This is a genomic window from Streptomyces sp. NPDC096324, assembly GCF_044763015.1.
In the GTDB taxonomy this organism is placed as follows: Bacteria; Actinomycetota; Actinomycetes; order Streptomycetales; family Streptomycetaceae; genus Streptomyces.
Genome location: NZ_JBIWFK010000006.1, coordinates 242,596 through 261,074, shown reverse-complemented (window position 1 = coordinate 261,074; position 18,479 = coordinate 242,596). Strand labels below are relative to the sequence as shown.

13 protein-coding genes and 2 pseudogenes are annotated in these 18,479 nt (G+C 72.1%); 7 read left to right on the top strand and 8 right to left on the bottom strand.

Annotation, left to right across the window (positions count from 1 at the left end; translation table 11 throughout):
* The first annotated feature begins 187 nt into the window (after window positions 1–187).
* Together ACIQ7M_RS18185 and ACIQ7M_RS18180 are read left to right on the top strand one after the other, a co-directional pair.
* Window positions 188–3,922 carry a S8 family peptidase gene (locus tag ACIQ7M_RS18185; protein ID WP_403645086.1) on the top strand — a complete coding sequence of 1,245 codons (3,735 nt, stop codon included), beginning with the start codon at window positions 188–190 and terminating at the stop codon, window positions 3,920–3,922.
* A gap of 137 nt (window positions 3,923–4,059) precedes the next feature.
* Complete coding sequence (locus ACIQ7M_RS18180; RefSeq protein WP_403645083.1) at window positions 4,060–5,067, top strand: helix-turn-helix domain-containing protein; 1,008 nt, start codon at window positions 4,060–4,062, stop codon at window positions 5,065–5,067.
* A 260-nt stretch (window positions 5,068–5,327) separates the two neighbouring features.
* Here the strand turns inward: ACIQ7M_RS18180 and ACIQ7M_RS18175 are convergent, their stop codons facing one another.
* The 3 genes and pseudogenes from ACIQ7M_RS18175 to ACIQ7M_RS18165 form a co-directional block, all read right to left on the bottom strand.
* The gene (locus tag ACIQ7M_RS18175) at window positions 5,328–6,095 is read right to left on the bottom strand and encodes a hypothetical protein (protein WP_403645080.1); all 768 of its coding nucleotides are present in this window, start codon (window positions 6,093–6,095) and stop codon (window positions 5,328–5,330) included.
* On the bottom strand, window positions 5,990–6,661 hold the full coding sequence (locus ACIQ7M_RS18170) for a hypothetical protein (protein WP_403645077.1): 672 nt from the start codon (window positions 6,659–6,661) through the stop codon (window positions 5,990–5,992). The genes ACIQ7M_RS18175 and ACIQ7M_RS18170 overlap by 106 nt, the downstream gene beginning before the upstream one ends.
* Before the next feature lie 71 nt (window positions 6,662–6,732).
* Window positions 6,733–6,801: pseudogene (locus ACIQ7M_RS18165) on the bottom strand (hypothetical protein); the annotation flags it as partial.
* Between the two features lie 40 nt (window positions 6,802–6,841).
* Between ACIQ7M_RS18165 and ACIQ7M_RS18160 the strand changes: the two are divergent.
* A pseudogene (locus ACIQ7M_RS18160) lies at window positions 6,842–7,201 on the top strand (alpha/beta hydrolase); the annotation flags it as partial.
* Between the two features lie 568 nt (window positions 7,202–7,769).
* Entirely contained in the window at window positions 7,770–8,234 is a 465-nt protein-coding gene (locus ACIQ7M_RS18155) for a calmodulin-binding protein (RefSeq protein ID WP_403645074.1), read from the top strand.
* A 491-nt stretch (window positions 8,235–8,725) separates the two neighbouring features.
* Here the strand turns inward: ACIQ7M_RS18155 and ACIQ7M_RS18150 are convergent, their stop codons facing one another.
* Complete coding sequence (locus ACIQ7M_RS18150) at window positions 8,726–9,688, bottom strand: zinc-dependent alcohol dehydrogenase family protein (RefSeq protein WP_403645071.1); 963 nt, start codon at window positions 9,686–9,688, stop codon at window positions 8,726–8,728.
* Window positions 9,689–9,855: 167 nt separating this feature from the next.
* On the opposite strand from ACIQ7M_RS18150, the gene ACIQ7M_RS18145 reads away from it, so the two are divergent.
* On the top strand, window positions 9,856–10,500 hold the full coding sequence (locus ACIQ7M_RS18145) for a TetR/AcrR family transcriptional regulator (RefSeq protein WP_403645068.1): 645 nt from the start codon (window positions 9,856–9,858) through the stop codon (window positions 10,498–10,500).
* Window positions 10,501–10,942: 442 nt separating this feature from the next.
* Here the strand turns inward: ACIQ7M_RS18145 and ACIQ7M_RS18140 are convergent, their stop codons facing one another.
* Together ACIQ7M_RS18140 and ACIQ7M_RS18135 are read right to left on the bottom strand one after the other, a co-directional pair.
* Complete coding sequence (locus ACIQ7M_RS18140) at window positions 10,943–12,541, bottom strand: FAD-dependent oxidoreductase (protein ID WP_403645065.1); 1,599 nt, start codon at window positions 12,539–12,541, stop codon at window positions 10,943–10,945.
* A complete protein-coding gene (locus tag ACIQ7M_RS18135) occupies window positions 12,538–13,137 on the bottom strand; it encodes a TetR/AcrR family transcriptional regulator (protein WP_403645062.1) in 600 nt (199 codons plus the stop codon). Before ACIQ7M_RS18135 ends, ACIQ7M_RS18140 begins: the two co-directional genes overlap by 4 nt.
* 71 nt (window positions 13,138–13,208) lie before the next feature.
* Here ACIQ7M_RS18135 and ACIQ7M_RS18130 point away from each other — a divergent pair, with 71 nt between their 5' ends.
* Together ACIQ7M_RS18130 and ACIQ7M_RS18125 are read left to right on the top strand one after the other, a co-directional pair.
* A complete protein-coding gene (locus ACIQ7M_RS18130; protein ID WP_403645059.1) occupies window positions 13,209–14,795 on the top strand; it encodes an FAD-binding oxidoreductase in 1,587 nt (528 codons plus the stop codon).
* A 133-nt stretch (window positions 14,796–14,928) separates the two neighbouring features.
* Window positions 14,929–15,810: a diacylglycerol kinase family protein gene (locus tag ACIQ7M_RS18125; protein WP_403645056.1), complete on the top strand. Its 882-nt coding sequence runs from the start codon at window positions 14,929–14,931 to the stop codon at window positions 15,808–15,810.
* A 29-nt stretch (window positions 15,811–15,839) separates the two neighbouring features.
* Here ACIQ7M_RS18125 and ACIQ7M_RS18120 read toward each other — a convergent pair whose 3' ends face one another.
* Together ACIQ7M_RS18120 and ACIQ7M_RS18115 are read right to left on the bottom strand one after the other, a co-directional pair.
* Entirely contained in the window at window positions 15,840–16,781 is a 942-nt protein-coding gene (locus ACIQ7M_RS18120) for an Ig-like domain-containing protein (protein ID WP_403645053.1), read from the bottom strand.
* A 212-nt stretch (window positions 16,782–16,993) separates the two neighbouring features.
* A complete protein-coding gene (locus tag ACIQ7M_RS18115; protein WP_403645050.1) occupies window positions 16,994–18,451 on the bottom strand; it encodes an MFS transporter in 1,458 nt (485 codons plus the stop codon).
* Window positions 18,452–18,479 lie beyond the last annotated feature (28 nt).

The window sequence follows — 18,479 nt, the reverse complement described above, 5'->3', positions numbered from 1 at the left end:
TTCCTTCCTCGTACAGGGATGTGCGCCGCTCCGAGGACCGGGAGGCGAACCTGGCGGTCCGCGGGGAGCGGGTCGACCCCCTTCGTGCAGTTACCAGCGGTTTGTCACCGGCAAGTCCTTGCCATGGCGAGGACTTGCCGTCGTTCTGCCTTCTCGCCGGTGGGGGGCGGCCGATAGACCCAGGGGCATGGTCTCTTCCTCCCTGTCCTCCGCCTCCTGGCGCAGGCGGTGGCATCTGATATCGGCTGCCGCCGTGGCGTCGTTGCTGGCGTCGGGGCTCGCGATGCTGCACGAGCCCGCGCAAGCCGCCCCGCTCAAGCCCACCGGTCCCGCCAAGTCCACGGCGACCCACAAGGTCACTCTGGTCACCGGCGACGTCGTCACGGTCACCACGACGGCCGACGGCAAACAGACCGCCGATGTCGACCGGCCGGACAACGCCGTCGGCGGTGTGAAAATGCAGACGGTCCACGGTGATCTGTTCGTCGTCCCGGACGAGGCGGTGCCCCTGCTGGGCGCGGGCAAGCTGGACCGGCGGCTGTTCGACGTCACCGACCTGATCGAGATGGGGTACGACGACGCGAAGACGTCCGCGGTGCCATTGATCGCGACGTACGCCACGTCGAAGTCCCGCACAGCCATCCAGCCGACGGCTCCCCGGGGCAGCAAGCTGACCCGCACGCTCAAGGGCATTCACGGTGCCGTGCTCAGCACCCAGAAGAGGCGGGTCCGGACCTTCTGGAACACCCTCGCGCCGAAGGACGGCAAGGCGATGGGCGCGGGGGTGGCGAACCTGTGGCTCGACGGCCGTGTGAAGGTCAACCTGAAGGAGAGCGTGCCGTTGATCGGCGCGCCCGAGGCCTGGGCGGCGGGCTACACCGGAAAAGGCGTCAAGGTCGCGGTGCTCGACACCGGCATCGACGTCAACCACCCCGATTTCGCCGGGCTGATCGACGGCACGGCCAGCTTCGTACCGGGTGAGGCCATCACCGACCTCAACGGGCACGGCACGCATGTGGCCTCCACCATCGTCGGTTCCGGCGCCGCCTCCGGGGGTGACTACAAGGGCGTCGCCCCCGGCGCCGACCTGTACGTCGGCAAGGTGCTCGGTGGCGCGGAGGGCTATGGCCAGGACTCCTGGGTCATGGCGGGCATGCAGTGGGCCGCCGAGTCCGGTGCGGACGTCGTCAACATGAGCCTCGGCGACTCCTACCCGACCGACGGCAGCGACCCGATGTCGCAGACGGTCGACGCGCTGTCGGCGAAGTACGGCACGTTGTTCGTCATCGCGGCCGGCAACGCGGGCCCGGAGAGCATCTCCGCCCCGGGCGCGGCCGCCTCGGCGCTGACCGTGGCCGCCACGGACAAGCAGGATCAGCTCGCGTCCTTCTCCAGCACCGGTCCACTGGCCTCCTCCGGCGCGATGAAGCCGGACATCGCGGCGCCCGGCGTGGACATCACCGCCGCCCGCTCGCAGGAGATGACCGACGGCGGGACGGGCCTGTACCGCACGCTCAGCGGTACCTCCATGGCCACTCCGCACGTGGTCGGCGCGGCGGCGATCCTGGCCCAGCGGCACCCGGACTGGACCGGCGCGCAGCTCAAGGAACAGCTGATGAGCACGGCGAAGGGCCTGGACCCGGGGTATTCGCCGTACGAGGTCGGCACCGGCCGCGTCGACGTGGCCGCCGCGGTGCGGACCACGGTCCGCGGCACCGGATCGCTCTTCTTCGGCAACTACACGTGGCCGCACAAGCCGGGCGACGTCGCCGTCACGAAGGATCTGGCCTTCACCAACACCGGTCCCGCCGACGTCACGCTGAAGCTGGCGCTGACCGACGACGGCGGACCGTTCACGCTCAAAGCCGCCGAGGTGACCGTCCCGGCGGGCGGCACCGCCGCCGTCCCGGTGACCGGTGACCCGCAGGCCGCCCCGGCAGGCCGGCATGTCGGCTACGTGATCGCCACCGACGCGGCCACCGGGAAGCCAGTGACCCGCACGTCCGTGGCGCTGCTCAAGGAGGAGGAGCGCTACGACCTGAACATCAAGCTGGTCGGCCGGGACGGTGCGCCGGCCTCCGGCTGGGTCGGGATCAACCTGGCCGGCGACGTCTGGCCGTGGAACATCTACGTCGACGGCTCGACCACCCTGCGCATGGCACCCGGCACGTACACCGTCGCGGGGTACGTCGACGTGGCCGGTGAGAAGGCGGACCGCTCCGGTCTCGCCGTGCTGGTCGACCCGGAGACGGTGCTCAAGGACGGCCCCATGGATGTGGTGCTGGATGCGAGCAAGGCCCGTCTGCTGCAGACCCGGGCGCCGCAGCGCACCGAGGACCGCCAGCGCAAGGTCGACTTCAACGTCCACTACAAGGGCCTCGACCCGTACACGGACTACCGCAGCGCGTATGTGCTGCCGCCGACGTACGACGACGTCTACGTCTCGCCGACGGAGCCGATGAAGCAGGGCGAGTTCATCCTGACCACCCGCTGGCGCAAGGGCGAGCCGCGACTCGCTCTGAGCGCGTCGGGCGGCCGCCTCCGCTTCGACGCACTGGTACAGGCGGGCAGCGCACTGGGCACCGGCGCGGAGACAACGGGCGCCGTCTACGCGGGGAACGGCTCGGCGGCCGAGTACGGGAAGGTCAGGGCCAGGGGCAAGATCGTCGTCATCAAGCGCAGTGACGGGGTCTCGCCGCAGGAGCGCGCCGAAGCCGCGGTGGCGGCCGGTGCCAAGGCGCTGATCGTCGTCAATGACGGCGTCGGCCCCTTGATGGAGTACGTCGGCGAGTCGGCCGTCCCGGTCGCCACCGTTCACCGTGACGCGGGCAGGGCCCTTGTCGCGATGGCCAAGGCCGGCTTCCTCGAACTGACGGTGAAACAGACCGAGTACACGCCGTTCGTCTACGACCTGACCCGGAACTACCCCGGCCGCGTGCCGGATCGCCCCTTGGTCTACGAGCCGACCAAGCGTGACCTGGCCCGGATCGACGCCCGCTACTACTCGGCCGCGGGCGGCAAGGCCGCGGAAGGCTACCGGTCCGACTTCACCCTCAGCCCGTCGTTCAACCTCCCCGAGGCCGAGTGGCACCCGGGCACCCGCACCGAATGGGTGACCCCGGGCCAGGTCTGGAGGGAGTTCCACGCGCAGGGCGTCGACGGCACCCTGCCGTGGGTGATGGTGTCGGGCGACAACACGTATGCCAAGGGCGGCACCACCCGTCTGGACTGGTTCGCTCCGGCGACCCGCCCCGGCCAGAGCGAGTCCTTCGGCGTGTACAACTCCCGCTGGCAGAACTACATGACCTGGAACGTGCAGGCGTGGGCCTCGGCCAGCGAGAACATGCGGTTGGGCGGCTTCCTGCCGTGGGGTGAGACACCGTCACACCTGCAGGTCTTCCAAGGCGACACGCGGATCTACGACAACCCCGGCGGCGGAGACATGCAGTGGCAGGAGGTACCGGCGGGCAACCTGCCCTACCGCGCCGTCCTCGACGCGGAGCGGCCCGGTGACGTCTTCCGGCTGTCGACGCGTACCCACAGCGAGTGGACGTTCCTGTCCGACACCGTCGAATCGGACTCCTTCGAGCCGTTCTCGGTGCTGAACCTGGACTACAGGCTGGAGTCGGACCTGCACGGTGACGTGAAGGCCGGCGCGACCCAGCGGATCGCGCTCAAGCCGGTGTCGATGGACCTCGGCACCGTACCGGGCAAGGTCACCACGGTGAAGCTGGACGTCTCGTACGACGACGGTGTCACGTGGCGGAAGGTGACCCTGGCCAAGGGCGCAGGCGGCTACTGGAAGGGCTCGTTCAAGACGGCCAAGAAACCTGGCGGTTTCCTCTCGGTCCGCGCGAGCGCCGGGACGAGCAGCGGCTTCGGTGTCAAGAACGACATCATCCGGGCGTACGGCCTGCGATGAACCACGCTGTCGGGCCCCGGGGAGGCAACTCTCCGGGGCCTCTCGGTCCGCACCCGCTTCCACCAGGGGCTATTCGAAGTCCGCCGCCATGGCGCATACTCTCCCCTCTGCGACAAGCGGAAGAGAGTCGGTCGCCGATGCTGGACGTTCTGGGCCTCGAACCGGATGACGAGCGCGTCTACCGGGCGCTCCTCGGACGGCCGAGCTCCACCGCGGGGACACTGTCGGATCTGCTCTCCCTGACGCGGGCTCAGGCCGACAACGCCCTGTCCCGTCTGGTCACATGGGGACTGGTGACCGGATCGGCGGACGATCGGTTCACCGCCGCGCCGCCCGCCATGGCGCTCGGCGCCCTCATCAGCCAACGCAGGGACGGGCTGCGTGCGGCCGAGCACGCGCTGGTCACCCTGGCCGAGGAGCACCGGGCGGCCACGAGCGCGAGCGGCATCGGCGATCTGATCGAGGTCGTCACGGGCGTCGACGCCATTCGCCATCGCTATCTCCAGGTGCAGCAAGCGGCCCGTACGCAGGTCCGCACCTTCATCACCGCACCGTTCGTCGCCCTGCCTCCGGACGAGAACACGGCCGAACCCGTGGCTCTCGGTCGTGGCGTGAGCTTCCGGGCGGTACTGGACCGGGCCGTCCTGGAGGAGCCGGGCATCGTCCACGACGCGATCGATTCCCTGCGCAACGGTGTGCAGTTGCGCATCGCCGACCATCTGCCCATGAAACTCATGCTGGCCGACACCGAACTCGGCCTCGTCCCGCTCGCGACCACGCCGGCCGGCGAACCGGGAGCGGTGCTGCTGCACCGCAGCGGCCTGCTGGACGCGATGGACACCCTGTTCGAGACGGTGTGGCGCACCGCCCACCCGCTGGCACTGACCGCCGACGAGGAGGAAGCCGGACCCACCGTCGAGCAGGAGGCGGAGGGCCCGACAGCCCTCGATCAAAGGATCCTCGCGCTCCTGCTGGCCGGCGCCACCGACTTGACCGCGGCGACACAGCTCGGCCTGTCACCACGCACGATGCACCGGAGACTGCGCCGCCTCATGGACATGGCCGGAGTACGGACCCGGATGCAACTCGGCGGCCACGCCGTCCGACACGGCTGGGTCGGGACGCCGGCGACGAAGCAGACGTGAGAACGCCTGACGCAATGCTTGACGGCGGTCGGCCCGGAGGGGCTCCGGCGGCGGACGCAGCAGCCGGTCCACCGCATGGTGCGCGAGACGGCTCGTCGGCAGTACGGCGGCACGTCGACGAGAAGCTGACGGCCGACCCCTCGCTGCCGTCTGACGGTCCGGTACCTTCCGAGCGCGCGGCCGTCGGCAGCGGCCGACCGCACACGCCACGCCGCGTCGGCCGTCCCGTGTTCCCGCCGACACGCCACGCGGAGGGCCGGTCACCCGTCGCCGAGGGCTGTTCGGGCTTCCCGGATGTGGTGTTCGACCGGCCCGAACGAGATCAGACCGCTCCCGGCACCGGCCCGCTCCCCTGCCGCGGCGGAGAGTTCGTCGCGGGCCCGGCGCAGGACCGGCCGGTGCCCGACGGCCACCGCCGCTCGGGCGAGTACACACCACAGGGCCTCCTGCAGGAGGTCGTGCGGAGGCCGGGGTACGGCCGTGAGCGCCTGCCGGGCCTGTTCCACGGCACCTGACTCGGCCAGCAGCAGGGGGTCGAGCCATGGCCGGTAGGGACCGGCGTCGAGGTGGGCGAAGTCCTGGGGGTCGAGCGGGGCGTCACCTCGCATGACCGGGACCAGCGCCACGAGGGCGGCCGCGCCCTGGACGAGGCCGGGCATGCCGCAGCCCGCGGTCTCCGCCAGGACATGTGCGTACGGGGAGCGGGCGGTGGGCCAGCCGTCGGTCTCGCGGGTCCGCAGGGCGCGGTACCAGGCGGTGAACGCTCCGGCCAGCGGCCGTTCGTTGCGGTACGCGAGCCGGTCGATCTCCTCGGCCTCGGAGTCCGCCGCAGCGAGTTCACCAAGGCCGGCGAGGGCCTGGAGGCGGACGATGCGGCCCAGGACGTCGTGACCGGGCATCTGGTGCTCGACGGCCAGCCGCGTCAGCTCACCGCCGAGGACGTCTCCGGTGGCGGCCGACCCGCAGTCGGCGAACGACCGCATGAAGGCGCCGTTGAGGGCGAACGCGAGGAGCGCGGGGTCGCCCAAGCGGCGGGCGATCCGGACGGCCTCCTCTGCGGCGCGTTCGGCGCGCCGCCGCCACGGTTCGGTGGCGCGGGCGTCGGACGCCCGGGAAAGCGGAGCGTGGCGGCGGCGTCGCCCCGTGACTCGACCGCCACGACGGACAGCAGCCGGGCACGCAGCGCGGCCGGCCCGCCGGGGCCGAACCGGGCGGCGGCACGGGCGGCGGCCCGGCACAGCTCGCCGGCGTCGTCGGGGTCGTCGGCGCGAGTCCACACCGCCGGGACGTCGTAGGAGCCGATGATCCTGGCGGCCAGCTCGATGTCGCCGGTCGTCTCGGCCGCCGCGACCAGATCCCCTCGGTGTCGGCGGGCTTCCTCAAGGCCGTCGGGGCCGGTCACCGCGAGGTCGCGGAGCAGGCCGGCGGTGGCATGCAGCCGTGCATTGGACCGGGCGGGCACCGAGCGGTCCCACGCGGCCGCGGCCCGGTCCCAGACGCTGTCGGCCATCCCGGCCGGTTCGGCCGCGGAGCCCGCCGTACCGCTGAGAATGCGCGCCTCGGTCCGCGCGAGGGCGCCCGCGGAGGCATGCACACCGCCAGGCCCGCGAGGGCGTCGCGGGCCTGATGCAGCGTCTGCAAAGCCTCGCCGCGCCTCCCGGCACGCTCGAGCGCCGTGGCCAGCAGGACCCAGCCGCCCTCCCGGCCGGGGTGGGCGGCGACATGGGCGCGCAGGTCGGCGACCGCATCGCGGGCGGCGCCGGTGGCCAGCAGGGCATCGGACCCCTTCTTCGCCTACTTCCTCGACGCCTGGACCAGGGACCCGGAAGCGATTCCCACCGACGTCCGCGCCGCGTCCGCGGCGGCCGTGCCCTCCATCGTCGCCGACTACCGCGCCCCGGCCGGTGTGGACGTGGACCACGACACAGCAGACAAGGAGGCGGGCAACCGGCTCGCCATGCCGGTGAGCGTCCTCCAGCAGGACTGGGGCGCCGCCCTCGGCTACCACGCCCAGGGTTTGTGGAGCGCCCGGGCCGACGACCTGCGACACCGCCCGGTGTCCTGCGGCCACTTCATGGCCGAGGAGGACCCCAAGCTGATCGCCGACGAGATCCGGGCGCTCGCCGACCGCTGAGCGAGACCCGCCGATGCCCCTTCCCTTCCCGCCGCCGGAGCCCGCCCTGCCGCAAGTCGCCAATACGCGAGCGCCTTCGATGGGAACTACGGGCACAGGGATTGCTGAGGTCTGCCGGACGTCAGACGGTCGCTCAGGTCGTTGATGGTCAGGCATCACAGGTCAGGGTCTTGGTTGAGTCAAAGGTTCTGGGTGCGATCAGGAGCCGAAGGAGTGCGGGGTCGGGTCTCTGACCTGTGCCCCTGCGCTCATTCAACGCTGCGAGCAGCAACTTGGCCGTGGATGGTGGTTGTCAGCGTCGGTCGTCGTTGAGCGCCCGCGGACGGCCCAGGGACGGCCCGAGTGGGGCGCCGCGTGTTGCACCTCAAGGCGAACTCGCCAGTGCCACACGGTCACGGTGTGCCGAGGGCGGCGTCGATGTCCCAAAGCAACAGCGACAGCATGAGGCCATTGGCATAGGCGGTGAAGTTGAGCGCGCCCTGGGCGTGATTACCGAATGTGACTGATTGAATATGCCTGGTGACTAGTCGTGACGTGCACGACGCCCGTAACCAAGGAGAGAACCCTCATGCGACGCGTGCTCATCAGGGCAGCCGGCCTGGCCGCCGTCGGCGTGCTGGCCTTCGCCACGGCACAGCCCGCTCAGGCCAACACCCTCAGCAAGCAGCCCGGCCACGCCGCCGCCGAGAGTCCCGCGTACTTCGTGATGACCGACATCACGCGGGAGCAATTCGTCATCAAGCTGACCAAGCCGGGGGACATCGAGCACGCCCGGGAACTCGTCAGCGGGGAGACGACCGACCGTCCCCACGTGCTCACGCGGATTCTCAAGCGGCAGGCCCCCTACAACCCGCGCTGGAGCTACCACAACAACCCCGACAACACGGAGTTCTTCGACCAGGCCATCGAAGTCTGTGACGCGACCATCCCGTACGTCGAAGACCACCTCGACGAAGCCGGCGGCGCCTTCCTGCCCGGCCTCTACTGGTGCGACTGGACCTCGCGCCTCATCAGGGAAATCCCCGCCCCGTAGCTGACCGGCAAGGTCGGCCGGCGCCGTTTCCTCGCGACGTCCCGACCTGCGCAGTGCTGCTCGGGCCGACCGTTCGCGTCGGTCCGAGCACACGTGCCCGATGGTCCCCCTGGCCGTGCTTCCCCGGGGTCGGCCGCACTCGACAAGAACGGCCCGGGCCGCTGACGCTACCGACGGAGAGCCTTGAAACCCTCGTGGCGCGAGTCACCGGTGAACGTTGCGTCGCCTGCTGCCCGGGAGTGCCCGTGGTTCACCGTTGCTGCCCGCTGGATCGGACACGACTGGGGCACGACGCCTTCTGATCCGTAGCGGGCATCATCACGCGGCATCGCGCGACGGAACGCTCCGACGCCGGACGAGACAGCGGTAACCGGGCACGCCACGCACGTGCCCGGCCGCCGGCGGTGGTGACAGTCGGTGGCGGGTGTCAGCCGCGAGCCGAGCGGGGCCCCTTCCGTTGCCTGGGACCGCGAACACCGTTCCCGCCCGGCTCAGGGCGTCAGCACGACCCTGCCGAATACCGTGCCCGCGTCCATCTCGCGGTGAGCCTGCACCGCCCGGTCCAGCGGCAGCACCTCGTGCACGACCGTGCGCAGGTCCCCGTGCGCGGCATCGGCGAACTGGGACGAGCGCACCGCCCGCCTGTCCGAGCCGAGCACGGTGTCGGCGCTGAAGGTGGCGAACGACAGTGACTTGCGGAAGGCGTCCATCAGCCGCGTGCCGAAGTCCGCCGGTGGCTGGCCGCCGACCACGCCGACAGCCACATACCGCCCGTTCGCGTTCAACTTGTCCAGGAACAGGGGAAGCTGGGGACCCCCAACGACATCGATCACCACGTCGAAACCCGCCGGTGTGTCCGAGCCGCCCTCGCCGGAGCGGTCGAGGACATGGGTCGCGCCCAGGTCCCGCAGGCGGCTGCCACGCTCCGCCGATGAGGTGGTGACCGCCACCGCGCCCGCACCGCCCTTGGCCGCGAGCTGGACCGCCGTGATCCCGATGCTGCCCGCCGAGCCACGCACGAGCACCGTCTCGCCGGGCGCGAATCGAGCGCGGTCCAGAGCGAAGTGGGCGACCACACCGGAACCGCCGAGGGTCACCGCGTCCGCGCCGGTCAGGCCGTCAGGCAGCACGAGGACGTCCTCGACCGAGGCGACCGCCTGCTCGGCATACCCACCGGACAGGCCGGTGAACGCCCACACCCGCCGCCCCATCCACGAGGCGTCCACGCCCTCTCCGACGGCGGTGGCCTCTCCCGCGACCTCGCTTCCGAGGAGATGGCCCTCCCGGAAGCCGTACGCGGCGAGCGTTCCCCGGCGGATCACGGCGTCCACGCCGCCTACCCCGATCGCCTCCGTGGTGATGCGCACCTGCCCCGGGGCAGGAACGGGCACGGGCAGGTCGACCACCTCCAGACCGTCAGGGTTTCCGAACTCCCTGATCACGACGGCTTTCATCTCTGCTCCTCAGGCCGGTGAACGAACGGGCCACAGCCGCGGCGACCGTGAGCGGCGAGCCAGGCCCCACAGCCCGAGGCATCACCCGCAGGGTGCCGGGACGGGGCGGCGTCACCGCCATCGGACCGTAACGAAGGCCCCCGTCCCCTTGGCTAAAGTGAGAGGCCATGACGGACCGTTTGTCTCACTCCGCGCGCTCCGACGCCCGCGACAACCGGGCCCGCATCCTGGACGCCGCCCGCGCGGTGTTCAGCGAGAAGGGCCTGAACACGCCCGTGCGCGAGGTCGCCCGGCAGGCTGGGGTCGGCCCCGCCACGCTGTACCGGCACTTCCCGACCAAGCAGGCACTGATCGTGGAGACCTTCGCCGAGCAGCGACGAGCCTGTCATGCCGCCGTCCGCGACGCCCTCGCGGACCCGGACCCGTGGCACGGATTCCGGAGCCTGGTCGAGCGCATCTGCGAACTCCACGCCCACAGCCAGGGATTCGCCGACGCCTTCATGGCAGCCTTCCCCGAGGCCATGGACTTCGCCGCCGACCGAGAGCGGACTTCGCGCGGGCTCGCCGAACTGACCCGCCGCGCCCAGGACACCGGCCGGCTCCGCCCAGGCTTCGTCGTCGACGACCTGATCCTCATGCTCATGGCCCACCGGGGCCTCCAAGACGCGCCCCGCGCCGCCCGGTTGACGTCCTCCCGCCGCTTCGCCGCCTATGTGATCGAGGCGTTCCGCGCCGCACCGGAGACGGGAGCGCCCGCACCGCTGCCGCCGGCACCACTCCTGCGGCTCGCGTACTCGCCGGGCGCGCGGTAGACCCGTCACCACGAGGTGCGTCATCCCTTCTGTCGAGGTCGGGCCCGGCATGAGGGAACTGGTCGTCGCCGGGATCGGGGAGGGGCCGGCCGGTCCCTCCCCGACTGCGTCGTCGGTCGTCAGGTCGCGGTGGCGGCCGCCGCCGCGCGTCCCGCCTGGCGGCCGGAGAAGAGGCAGCCGCCCAGGAAGGTGCCTGCACGGGGTACCGACCCAGGACGCCACGAGGGCTCACTACAGGTGTTACCGACGGTAGCTCATGAGGTTCTCGTTACAACAGCCCTTGATTCAGAGGGAGTTGAGCCATGTTGCATCGACTGGGATCCAGCACGCCGACCCGAACACGATCGACGCTGCGGCAGGCGACAGGGTCGCACCCCGGACCATCCACCATCGGGGGACGGCCCGCCGGGACCCGTCGGCTCGACGCGGTCCCCGACCCGTGTCAGGCGGACCGGACGGCGGCCTCGTCGAGGGCCTCTCGGGCCGCGGTCTCGGCGGCAGCCCGGTCCTGGGGGATCAGGCCGATGCGGGTGCGACGGTCCAGGAGGTCGGCCTCGTCGAGGGCGCCCTCGTGCAGCACGGCCCACCGCAGCGCGGCCAGCGTGACGGGATGTCCGGGCACCACGGGCTCGCCGAGCCGGGGGTCCCGGGCGGCGAGGGCGTGGACGGCGGGAGCCTCGGTGCCGTAGCGGCGGATCAGATGGCCGGGGGCGGCCAGCGATCCGAGCCGGTGCGGGGCCGCCGCGCCGACCAGCGGCAGGGAGGCGGTCGTCGAGGGGCCGGCGCGCAGCCCCCGGGCCACGACCGCGGCGTCGACGGCGTCCTGGGCCATGCGCCGGTAGGTGGTGAGCTTGCCTCCGACCACGGTGGTCACCCCGTCGTCGGAGGTGAGGACGGCATGCCGGCGCGAGATGTCGGAGGTGCGCGCGGCCTCCCCCGAGCGTCCGGGCGCGGTGTCGAGCAAGGGGCGCAGCCCCGCGAAGGCGCCGACGACGTCCTCGCGCCGCACCGGGGTGTCCATGGCGGAGCCGACGACGTCGAGCAGGAAGCCGACGTCCGACTCCGGCACTTCGGGGACGTCCGGGAGATCCCCGTCGACGGGTTCGTCGGTCAGCCCGACGTACACGCGGCCGTCGTCCTGCGGCAGCACGAGGACGAACCGGTTGGTCTCCCCCGGGATCGGGATGTGCAGCCCGGCGGGCAGCGGCCCGAACAGGTCGGCGCGCAGCACCAGATGGGTTCCGCGCGAGGGGCGGATACGGATGCCCTCGACGAGGTCGCCCGCCCAGACCCCGGACGCGTTGACGACCGCGCGGGCCCTGATCTCGCCCTCCTCCCCCGTCAGTTCGTCGCGGACGCGGGCGACGGTCCCGCCGGTCTCCAGCACCCTGACCCGGGTGAGGATCTTCGCGCCGTGGGCGGCGGCGGTGCGGGCGAGCGCCGTGACGAGCCGGGCGTCGTCGGTCACCTTGCCGTCCCAGGACAGCAGACCGCCGCGCAGGCCCGCGGGGCGCACCGACGGCGCCAGGTGACGGGCCTCCACCGCGGAGAGGCGGCGCGGCGCGGGCAGGGTGGCGCGGGAGGTGCGGGCCGCGAGGCGCAGGGTGTCCCCGGCGCGGAACCCGGCCCAGGCGAGGGAGGCCTGACCGCGTGACACCAGCGGCGTCAGGGGCAGGACGAAGGGCTGGGCGCGTACGAGGTGGGGGGCCGTGCGCTCCATGAGGACGCCGCGTTCGACCGCGCTCTCGTGGGCGACGTCGAGCTGTCCGGAGGCCAGGTAGCGCAGTCCGCCGTGGATGAGTTTGGAGCTCCAGCGCGAGGTGCCGAAGGCGAGGTCGTGGGCGTCGACGGCGACGACGCTCAGGCCGCGCGCGGCCGCGTCCAGGGCGACTCCCGCGCCGGTGGCGCCGAGTCCGACCACCAGGACGTCCACGATGCCGCCGCCGACGGCCTCGGCCAGTTCACGGCGGCGGCGGGCGGCGGAGAGCGAGGATCCGGGCACCGGGGCCGCCGGGCCGGACGGACTGCTCGTGGGACTCATGGCGTGAGGGTCCTCTCCAGAAGGGTGCGCAGTTCGTCGAGAAAGGCCGTGCTGGTCAGTTCGGGGTCGTCCTCGTCGGTCATGGTCCGCAGCGACAGGGTGAAGGACTGGACCACGAGCAGCACGGCACGGGCCTGTCTTCTCGTGGGGGCGAGCCGCACCGAACCGTCCGCGTGCCCCTCCGCCAGGGCGTCGGCAAGGAGTTCCAGGAGGGCTTCCTGACTGGCTCCGCGGCGGTCCAGTACGTAGGGGAGCAGGAGTTCGGGATCGACGTCGATGATCTTGCGGAAGAGCGGGTGGGCCCGGAAGCCCTCGACGCCGGCCACGAGGCCGTCCACGATCTGGGCCCGCGTCGGCCTGTCCGGGTGGGGTTCGGGCATGGCGCGGGTCGCCACGTCGATCCACTCACGGGTCATCAGATCGCCGACCAGCGTGCGCACATCGGGCCAGCGCCGGTAGAGCGTCATGCGCGAGACACCGGCGCGGCGGGCCACGTCGGTGAGGGTCGTACGCCGGACTCCGACCGCCAGGACGCAGTCGCGTACGGCGTCGAGGACGGGGTCGCCGTCCGAGTGCTTGTGACGAATAGGCGTCATGTGTAACAGTGTAACGCCCTGTGCGGCCGTCCGGGAGACGGCACGTCCCGCCGACCGATGAGGACTAGTTCATGGACATGCTGTGGAGTGGCTGGGGCGACCCGGCCAAGGCGGCGCCTTTGCCCGACTCGGTGACCGGCCTGCTGCGGGATCTGCTCGGCGTCAAGCCGCGGGACACCGCCCCGCACGCTCTCGAGGAGATCACCGTCCCCGAGCCCCCGTCGGCCCCGGTCCTGGACGCCCTGGCGGACGCGGTCGGCGGCGCGGAGCAGGTGCGCACCGACGCGGAGACCCGGATCAGGCACACCCGCGGGAAGTCCACGCCCGATCTGCTGAAGATCCGCGCGGGCGACGCCGGGGACGCCCCCGCGGCCGTCGTCCTGCCCGCCACCCACGACGAGGTGCTCGCCGTGCTGCGCGTGTGCGCCGAACACGGCCTCGCCGTCGTCCCGTTCGGCGGGGGCACCTCCGTCGTCGGCGGCCTCGCCCCGGAGCGGAGCGCCTTCGTCGCCCTCGACCTGCGCCGTATGAACGCGATGCTCGGCATCGACCCCGTGTCGCGGACCGCCACGCTCCAGCCGGGCCTGCGCGCTCCCGACGCGGAAGCGCTCCTTGCCGAATACGGCTTCACGCTCGGGCACTTCCCGCAGTCCTACGAGTGGGCGACGATCGGCGGATTCGCCGCCGCCCGCTCCAGCGGACAGGCCTCCGCCGGCTACGGCCGCTTCGACGAGATGGTCCTCGGGCTCACCCTCGCCACCCCGGAAGGCACCCTGGACACGGGCCGCGCACCCCGCTCGGCGGCCGGCCCCGACCTGCGCCAGCTCATCCTCGGCTCGGAGGGCGCCTTCGGGGTGATCACCTCCGTCACCGTACGGATCAAGCCGCTGCCGCGGACCCGCGTGTACGAGGGGTGGCGGTTCGCCTCGTTCGAGGAGGGCGCCACCGCTCTGCGCCGGCTCGCCCAGGACGGACCGCGTCCCACGGTGCTGCGGCTGTCCGACGAGACCGAGACCTTCGTCGGGCTCGCCCAGCCCGACGCCATCGGTTCGGCCGACGCGGCCACCGCGGGCTGCACGGCGATCGCCGGGTACGAGGGGACCGAGGAGGAGACCGCGCGCCGCCGCGAGGAGGCCGCGGAGGTCCTGCGCGCGGCCGGAGGCACCTACCTCGGCGCCGAACCCGGCGAACGCTGGGCGCACGGCCGCTACTCGGCGCCGTATCTGCGCGACGCGCTGCTCGACGCCGGGGCCTTCGCCGAGACCCTGGAGACCGCGACCTTCTGGTCACGCGTCCCCGAGCTCTACGCCGCCGTACGCACCGCCCTGACCGAGACGCTGTCCGCCGCGGGCACCCCGCCCCTGGTCATGTGCCACATCTCGCACGTGTACGAGAACGGCGCCTCGCTCTACTTCACGGTGGTCTCCGCGCAGGGCGAGGACGCCGTCGCCCACTGGGCACCGGCCAAGGAGGCCGCCAACGAGGCCGTGCTGAGCGCCGGCGGGACGATCAGCCACCACCACGGGGTGGGAACGGACCACCGCGACTGGTATCTCCGGGAGGCGGGACCGCTGGGCGTCGAGGCCCTGCGGGCCGTCAAGGAGCGGCTGGACCCCGAGGGCGTTCTCAACCCCGGGATCCTGCTGCCGCTCGACTGACGCCCGCCGCGATGATCCGGCGGCGGCCGGGGGCCGCCGCCGGATCGTCCGCTCCCGCCGGCCACCTCTGCGCCGTGCACCGCTTCCCCCTCTGCCCGCTCCGCCCCACCCGTCACTGCCCGGAGGCACACCGATGCGACAGTTCACCGCGGTCGTCAATCCCACCGCGGGCGGCTCCACCGGGGCGGCGGCACTGCTCCCGGTCGCCCGCCTGCTGCGGGAGGCCGGAGCCGGCCTGGAGACCGAGTACAGCCGCAGCCTGGCCCACGCGCAGGAGCTCGCGCTGCGCGCCGGGGAACAGGGCCGCGTCGTGCTCGCCGTGGGCGGCGACGGGATCGCGGGCGGGATCGGCGGCGCGCTGAGCGGGACGGACACCGTACTGGGCCTGGTCCCGGCCGGGCGCGGCAACGACTTCGCCCGCGCGCTGCGCCTGCCCACCGCCGCCGAGGACCTGGCGCGCGTCCTGCTGCACAGCGAGCCCCGGCGCGTCGACACCATCGAGGTGGAATCCGCGGTGCACCCGCGCACCGTGGTTCTCGGCAGCGTCTACGCGGGCGTCGACGCGCTGGCCAATCAGCACGCCAACCAGGCGCGCGTGCTGCGCGGGGCCGCCTCGTACTACGCCGGCGGTCTGCGCGCGGTCACCGAGTGGCGTCCGGTGTCGTACCGCGTCACCGTCGACGGGGAGGAACACCTCCACCGCGGCTACACCGTCGTGGCCGCCAACTCCGCCTACTACGGCTCCGGGCGCATCATCGCCCCGGCGGCGCTGACGGACGACGGCCTGCTGGACATCGTGATGATCCGCCAGGCGCCGCGCCGGCTGTTCTTCACCCTCATGAACGAACTCAAGACCGGCGCGCACACCGCGCGGCCGGAAGTGGTGATCCTGCGGGGCCGGGAGATCCGTATCGAGGCCGACCGGCCCGTGCCCTACGGCGCCGACGGGGAGGTCGAGGCCACCCTCCCCGTCACGGCCCGGGTGCGGCCGGGTGATCTGGCGATGCTCTTCTGATCACCCCGGCCCGGGCTCACCGCTCCGCGTCAGCCCGCGGTGGTCTCTCCGGCCGCGCTGCCCGCCAGCCACTGGTCCCAGCTCAGGTTGAACGAGGCGAAGCCGTTGTCGGCCGAGGCCTTCGCGCGCGGGGAGCCGGTGACGGACACCGGGTCGCCCTGCTTGACCTGGCCGTAGAACCACTTGGCGTCGGCGATCGAGAGGTGGACACAGCCGTGCGAGCCCCGGGCGCTGCCGCTGCCCGGGTTCGGGTCACCGGTCGAGTAGTGGACGTAGGTCCCGGACTGGGTCAGGTGGACGTCCCAGGGCAGGGTCAGGTCGTAGTAGTTCGCGTCGCCCTTGTTGCAGCTGATGCCGACGCTGCACGAGGTCATGTGGACCTTCTCCTGCTTGTCGATCACCGCCATCACGCCGTTCCACGTGGGGTATTCGGCGCTGCCCGCGTTGATCGACAGGGTCCGGACCGGCGCCCCGTTCTTGGTGACCTTCATCGTGTGACCGGTGACGGACACGTCCGCGCGGACGTCGTCGCCGACCGTGAAGTCGTGGACGTAGGAACGCGTGCCGTAACGGCCGTTGCCGTTCGCGACGCCCTTCAGGTCGGCGGTGACCTTCACCTTCGTACCGCTCGCCCAGTACGCCTTGGGCCGCCAGTCGGCGCGCCGGTCCCCGAACCAGTGCCACGCGCCCGTCATCGGCTGGGAGCTGGTGACCTTCATGTGCTTCTCGATGCCGGCGCGGGCCTTCTGGGCCACCGGATTGGTGAAGATGACCGAGATCGGCATCGCGACGCCGACCGTGGCACCGGTCTGCGGCGTGATCGTCTCCAGCAGCATCGGTGGCCCGGCGGGCTTCGATGGAGACGGCTTCGCACTGGCCGTCGGCTTCTTCGCCCCGGCCTTTCCGTCGTCTGAACTCGCCTTCGGCGTACCCCCGCCGCAGGCACTGGCCCCCGCCAGCACCGCAACCATGACGAGTGCCGTCGTTATCCCGCTACGTCGCTTCACTTTTACCCCGGCTCACAATCGTGCCTGCCTCACTGCTCTTTTGGACTGCGGGCACGGCTCCACGGTTGCAGTGGATGTGTAAAGCGCGATTCAAAACCCGACTCGGGAGGCTCTCGCCTGCACGAATCGGACGGACAGCGGGAGCGGCGCCGCCCCCGGCCGTCGCGGGCGCTGTCCTAGGAGAGCGTTCGCGGGGCCGAGTCGGCTCCTTCCGGCGCCTCCGCCGGTACTTGTACGGGCGTCCCGGTGCCGGACCGGACGAGCGGGACCAGCACCGCGGCTCCCGCCACGGAGAGCAGGGCGACGACCCGCAGCACCCCGTCGATCGCCGAGCCGTCGGAGGCCGCGCCACCGGCGGATCCGCTGACCTCCTCCAGTACGGTCGCGGCCACCGTGACGGCCACCGCGCCCCACAGCACCAGGGAGGTGAGCACCAGTCCCGACGCGGCCGCGAGCCGTCCGGCGGACACGTACGACTGGGTCGCCGCGTTGGTGAGCGCCCAGCCGAGTCCTACGCCCGCTCCGACCACGGCGAACACGGCGGCGTAGAGCGGCAGCGGACGGGCCCAGGTCAGCGCGGCGAGCGCCACCCCGCTGAGCAGCAGCCCCACCGCCATCAGCACCTCCGCCCGCCACCGGCGCGCCAGGGGTCCCGACCAGTAGCTCGCCGCGCCGACTCCCGCGGACAGCGCCAGGAAGACGACTCCCGATTCCAGCGGTGACAGTCCCCGTGCCTGCTGGAGATACAGCGCCGCCAGCACCGCGACGAGGCAGTACACGATGTTCGACACCGTCCCGGCCGCCGTCACGGTCACGAAGGGCCGGTTGCGCAGCAGGGACAGGTCGATCAGCGGTTCCGCCGCCCGCCGCTCGATCATGACGAACAGGGCCAGCGTCACCACGGCCACGGCGAAGCACACCAGGGTGGCCGCCGAGGCCCAGCCCCAGTTCGATCCCTGGTCGACGCCGAGCATGACGGCGGTCAGTCCGACGGCCAGCGTGACGGCGCCCGGCAGGTCCATCCCTCCCGCGGCCTCCTCGTCCCGTGACTCCGTCACGTAGCGCAGCATCAGCAGCACCGCCAGCGCGCAGAACGGCACGTTCAGCAGGAAGACCGCGCGCCAGCTCACGAGCTCGGCGAAGGAACCGCCGACGAAGGGCCCCAGCGCGGTGCCGACCGCGCTGAAGGCGAGAACGGTGCCGACGGCCCGGCCCTGACGGCCGTCACGGAAGTGCGCCGTCACCACCGCCACCGCGATGGGCAGGACCAGTGCCGCCGTCATCCCCTGGACCACGCGTCCCGCGGTCAGCCAGGCCGCGTTCCGCGCCGCGCTGCACACCACCGACATCACGGCGAAGCCCGTCAGCCCGAGGACGATGATCCGTCTGCGGCCGTAGAGGTCGGCCGCCCGCCCGCCGACGATCATCAGCGCCCCGAGGGTCAGCATGTAGCCGCTCACGAGCCACTGCAGGTTCGTGGCCGGTGTCCCGAAGTCGCGGGCGATCACGGGCAGCATCAGGTTCAGCGCGAACCAGTCCAGCTCCACCAGCAGCATCGCGATCGAGGCGGCGGCGATGACGGCGCGGTCCCGGCGCGAGAACAGTCGCGTCGTCCGGCCTGCGGATGCGCTCACGACGACCATCCCCTGGCACGGGTCACCC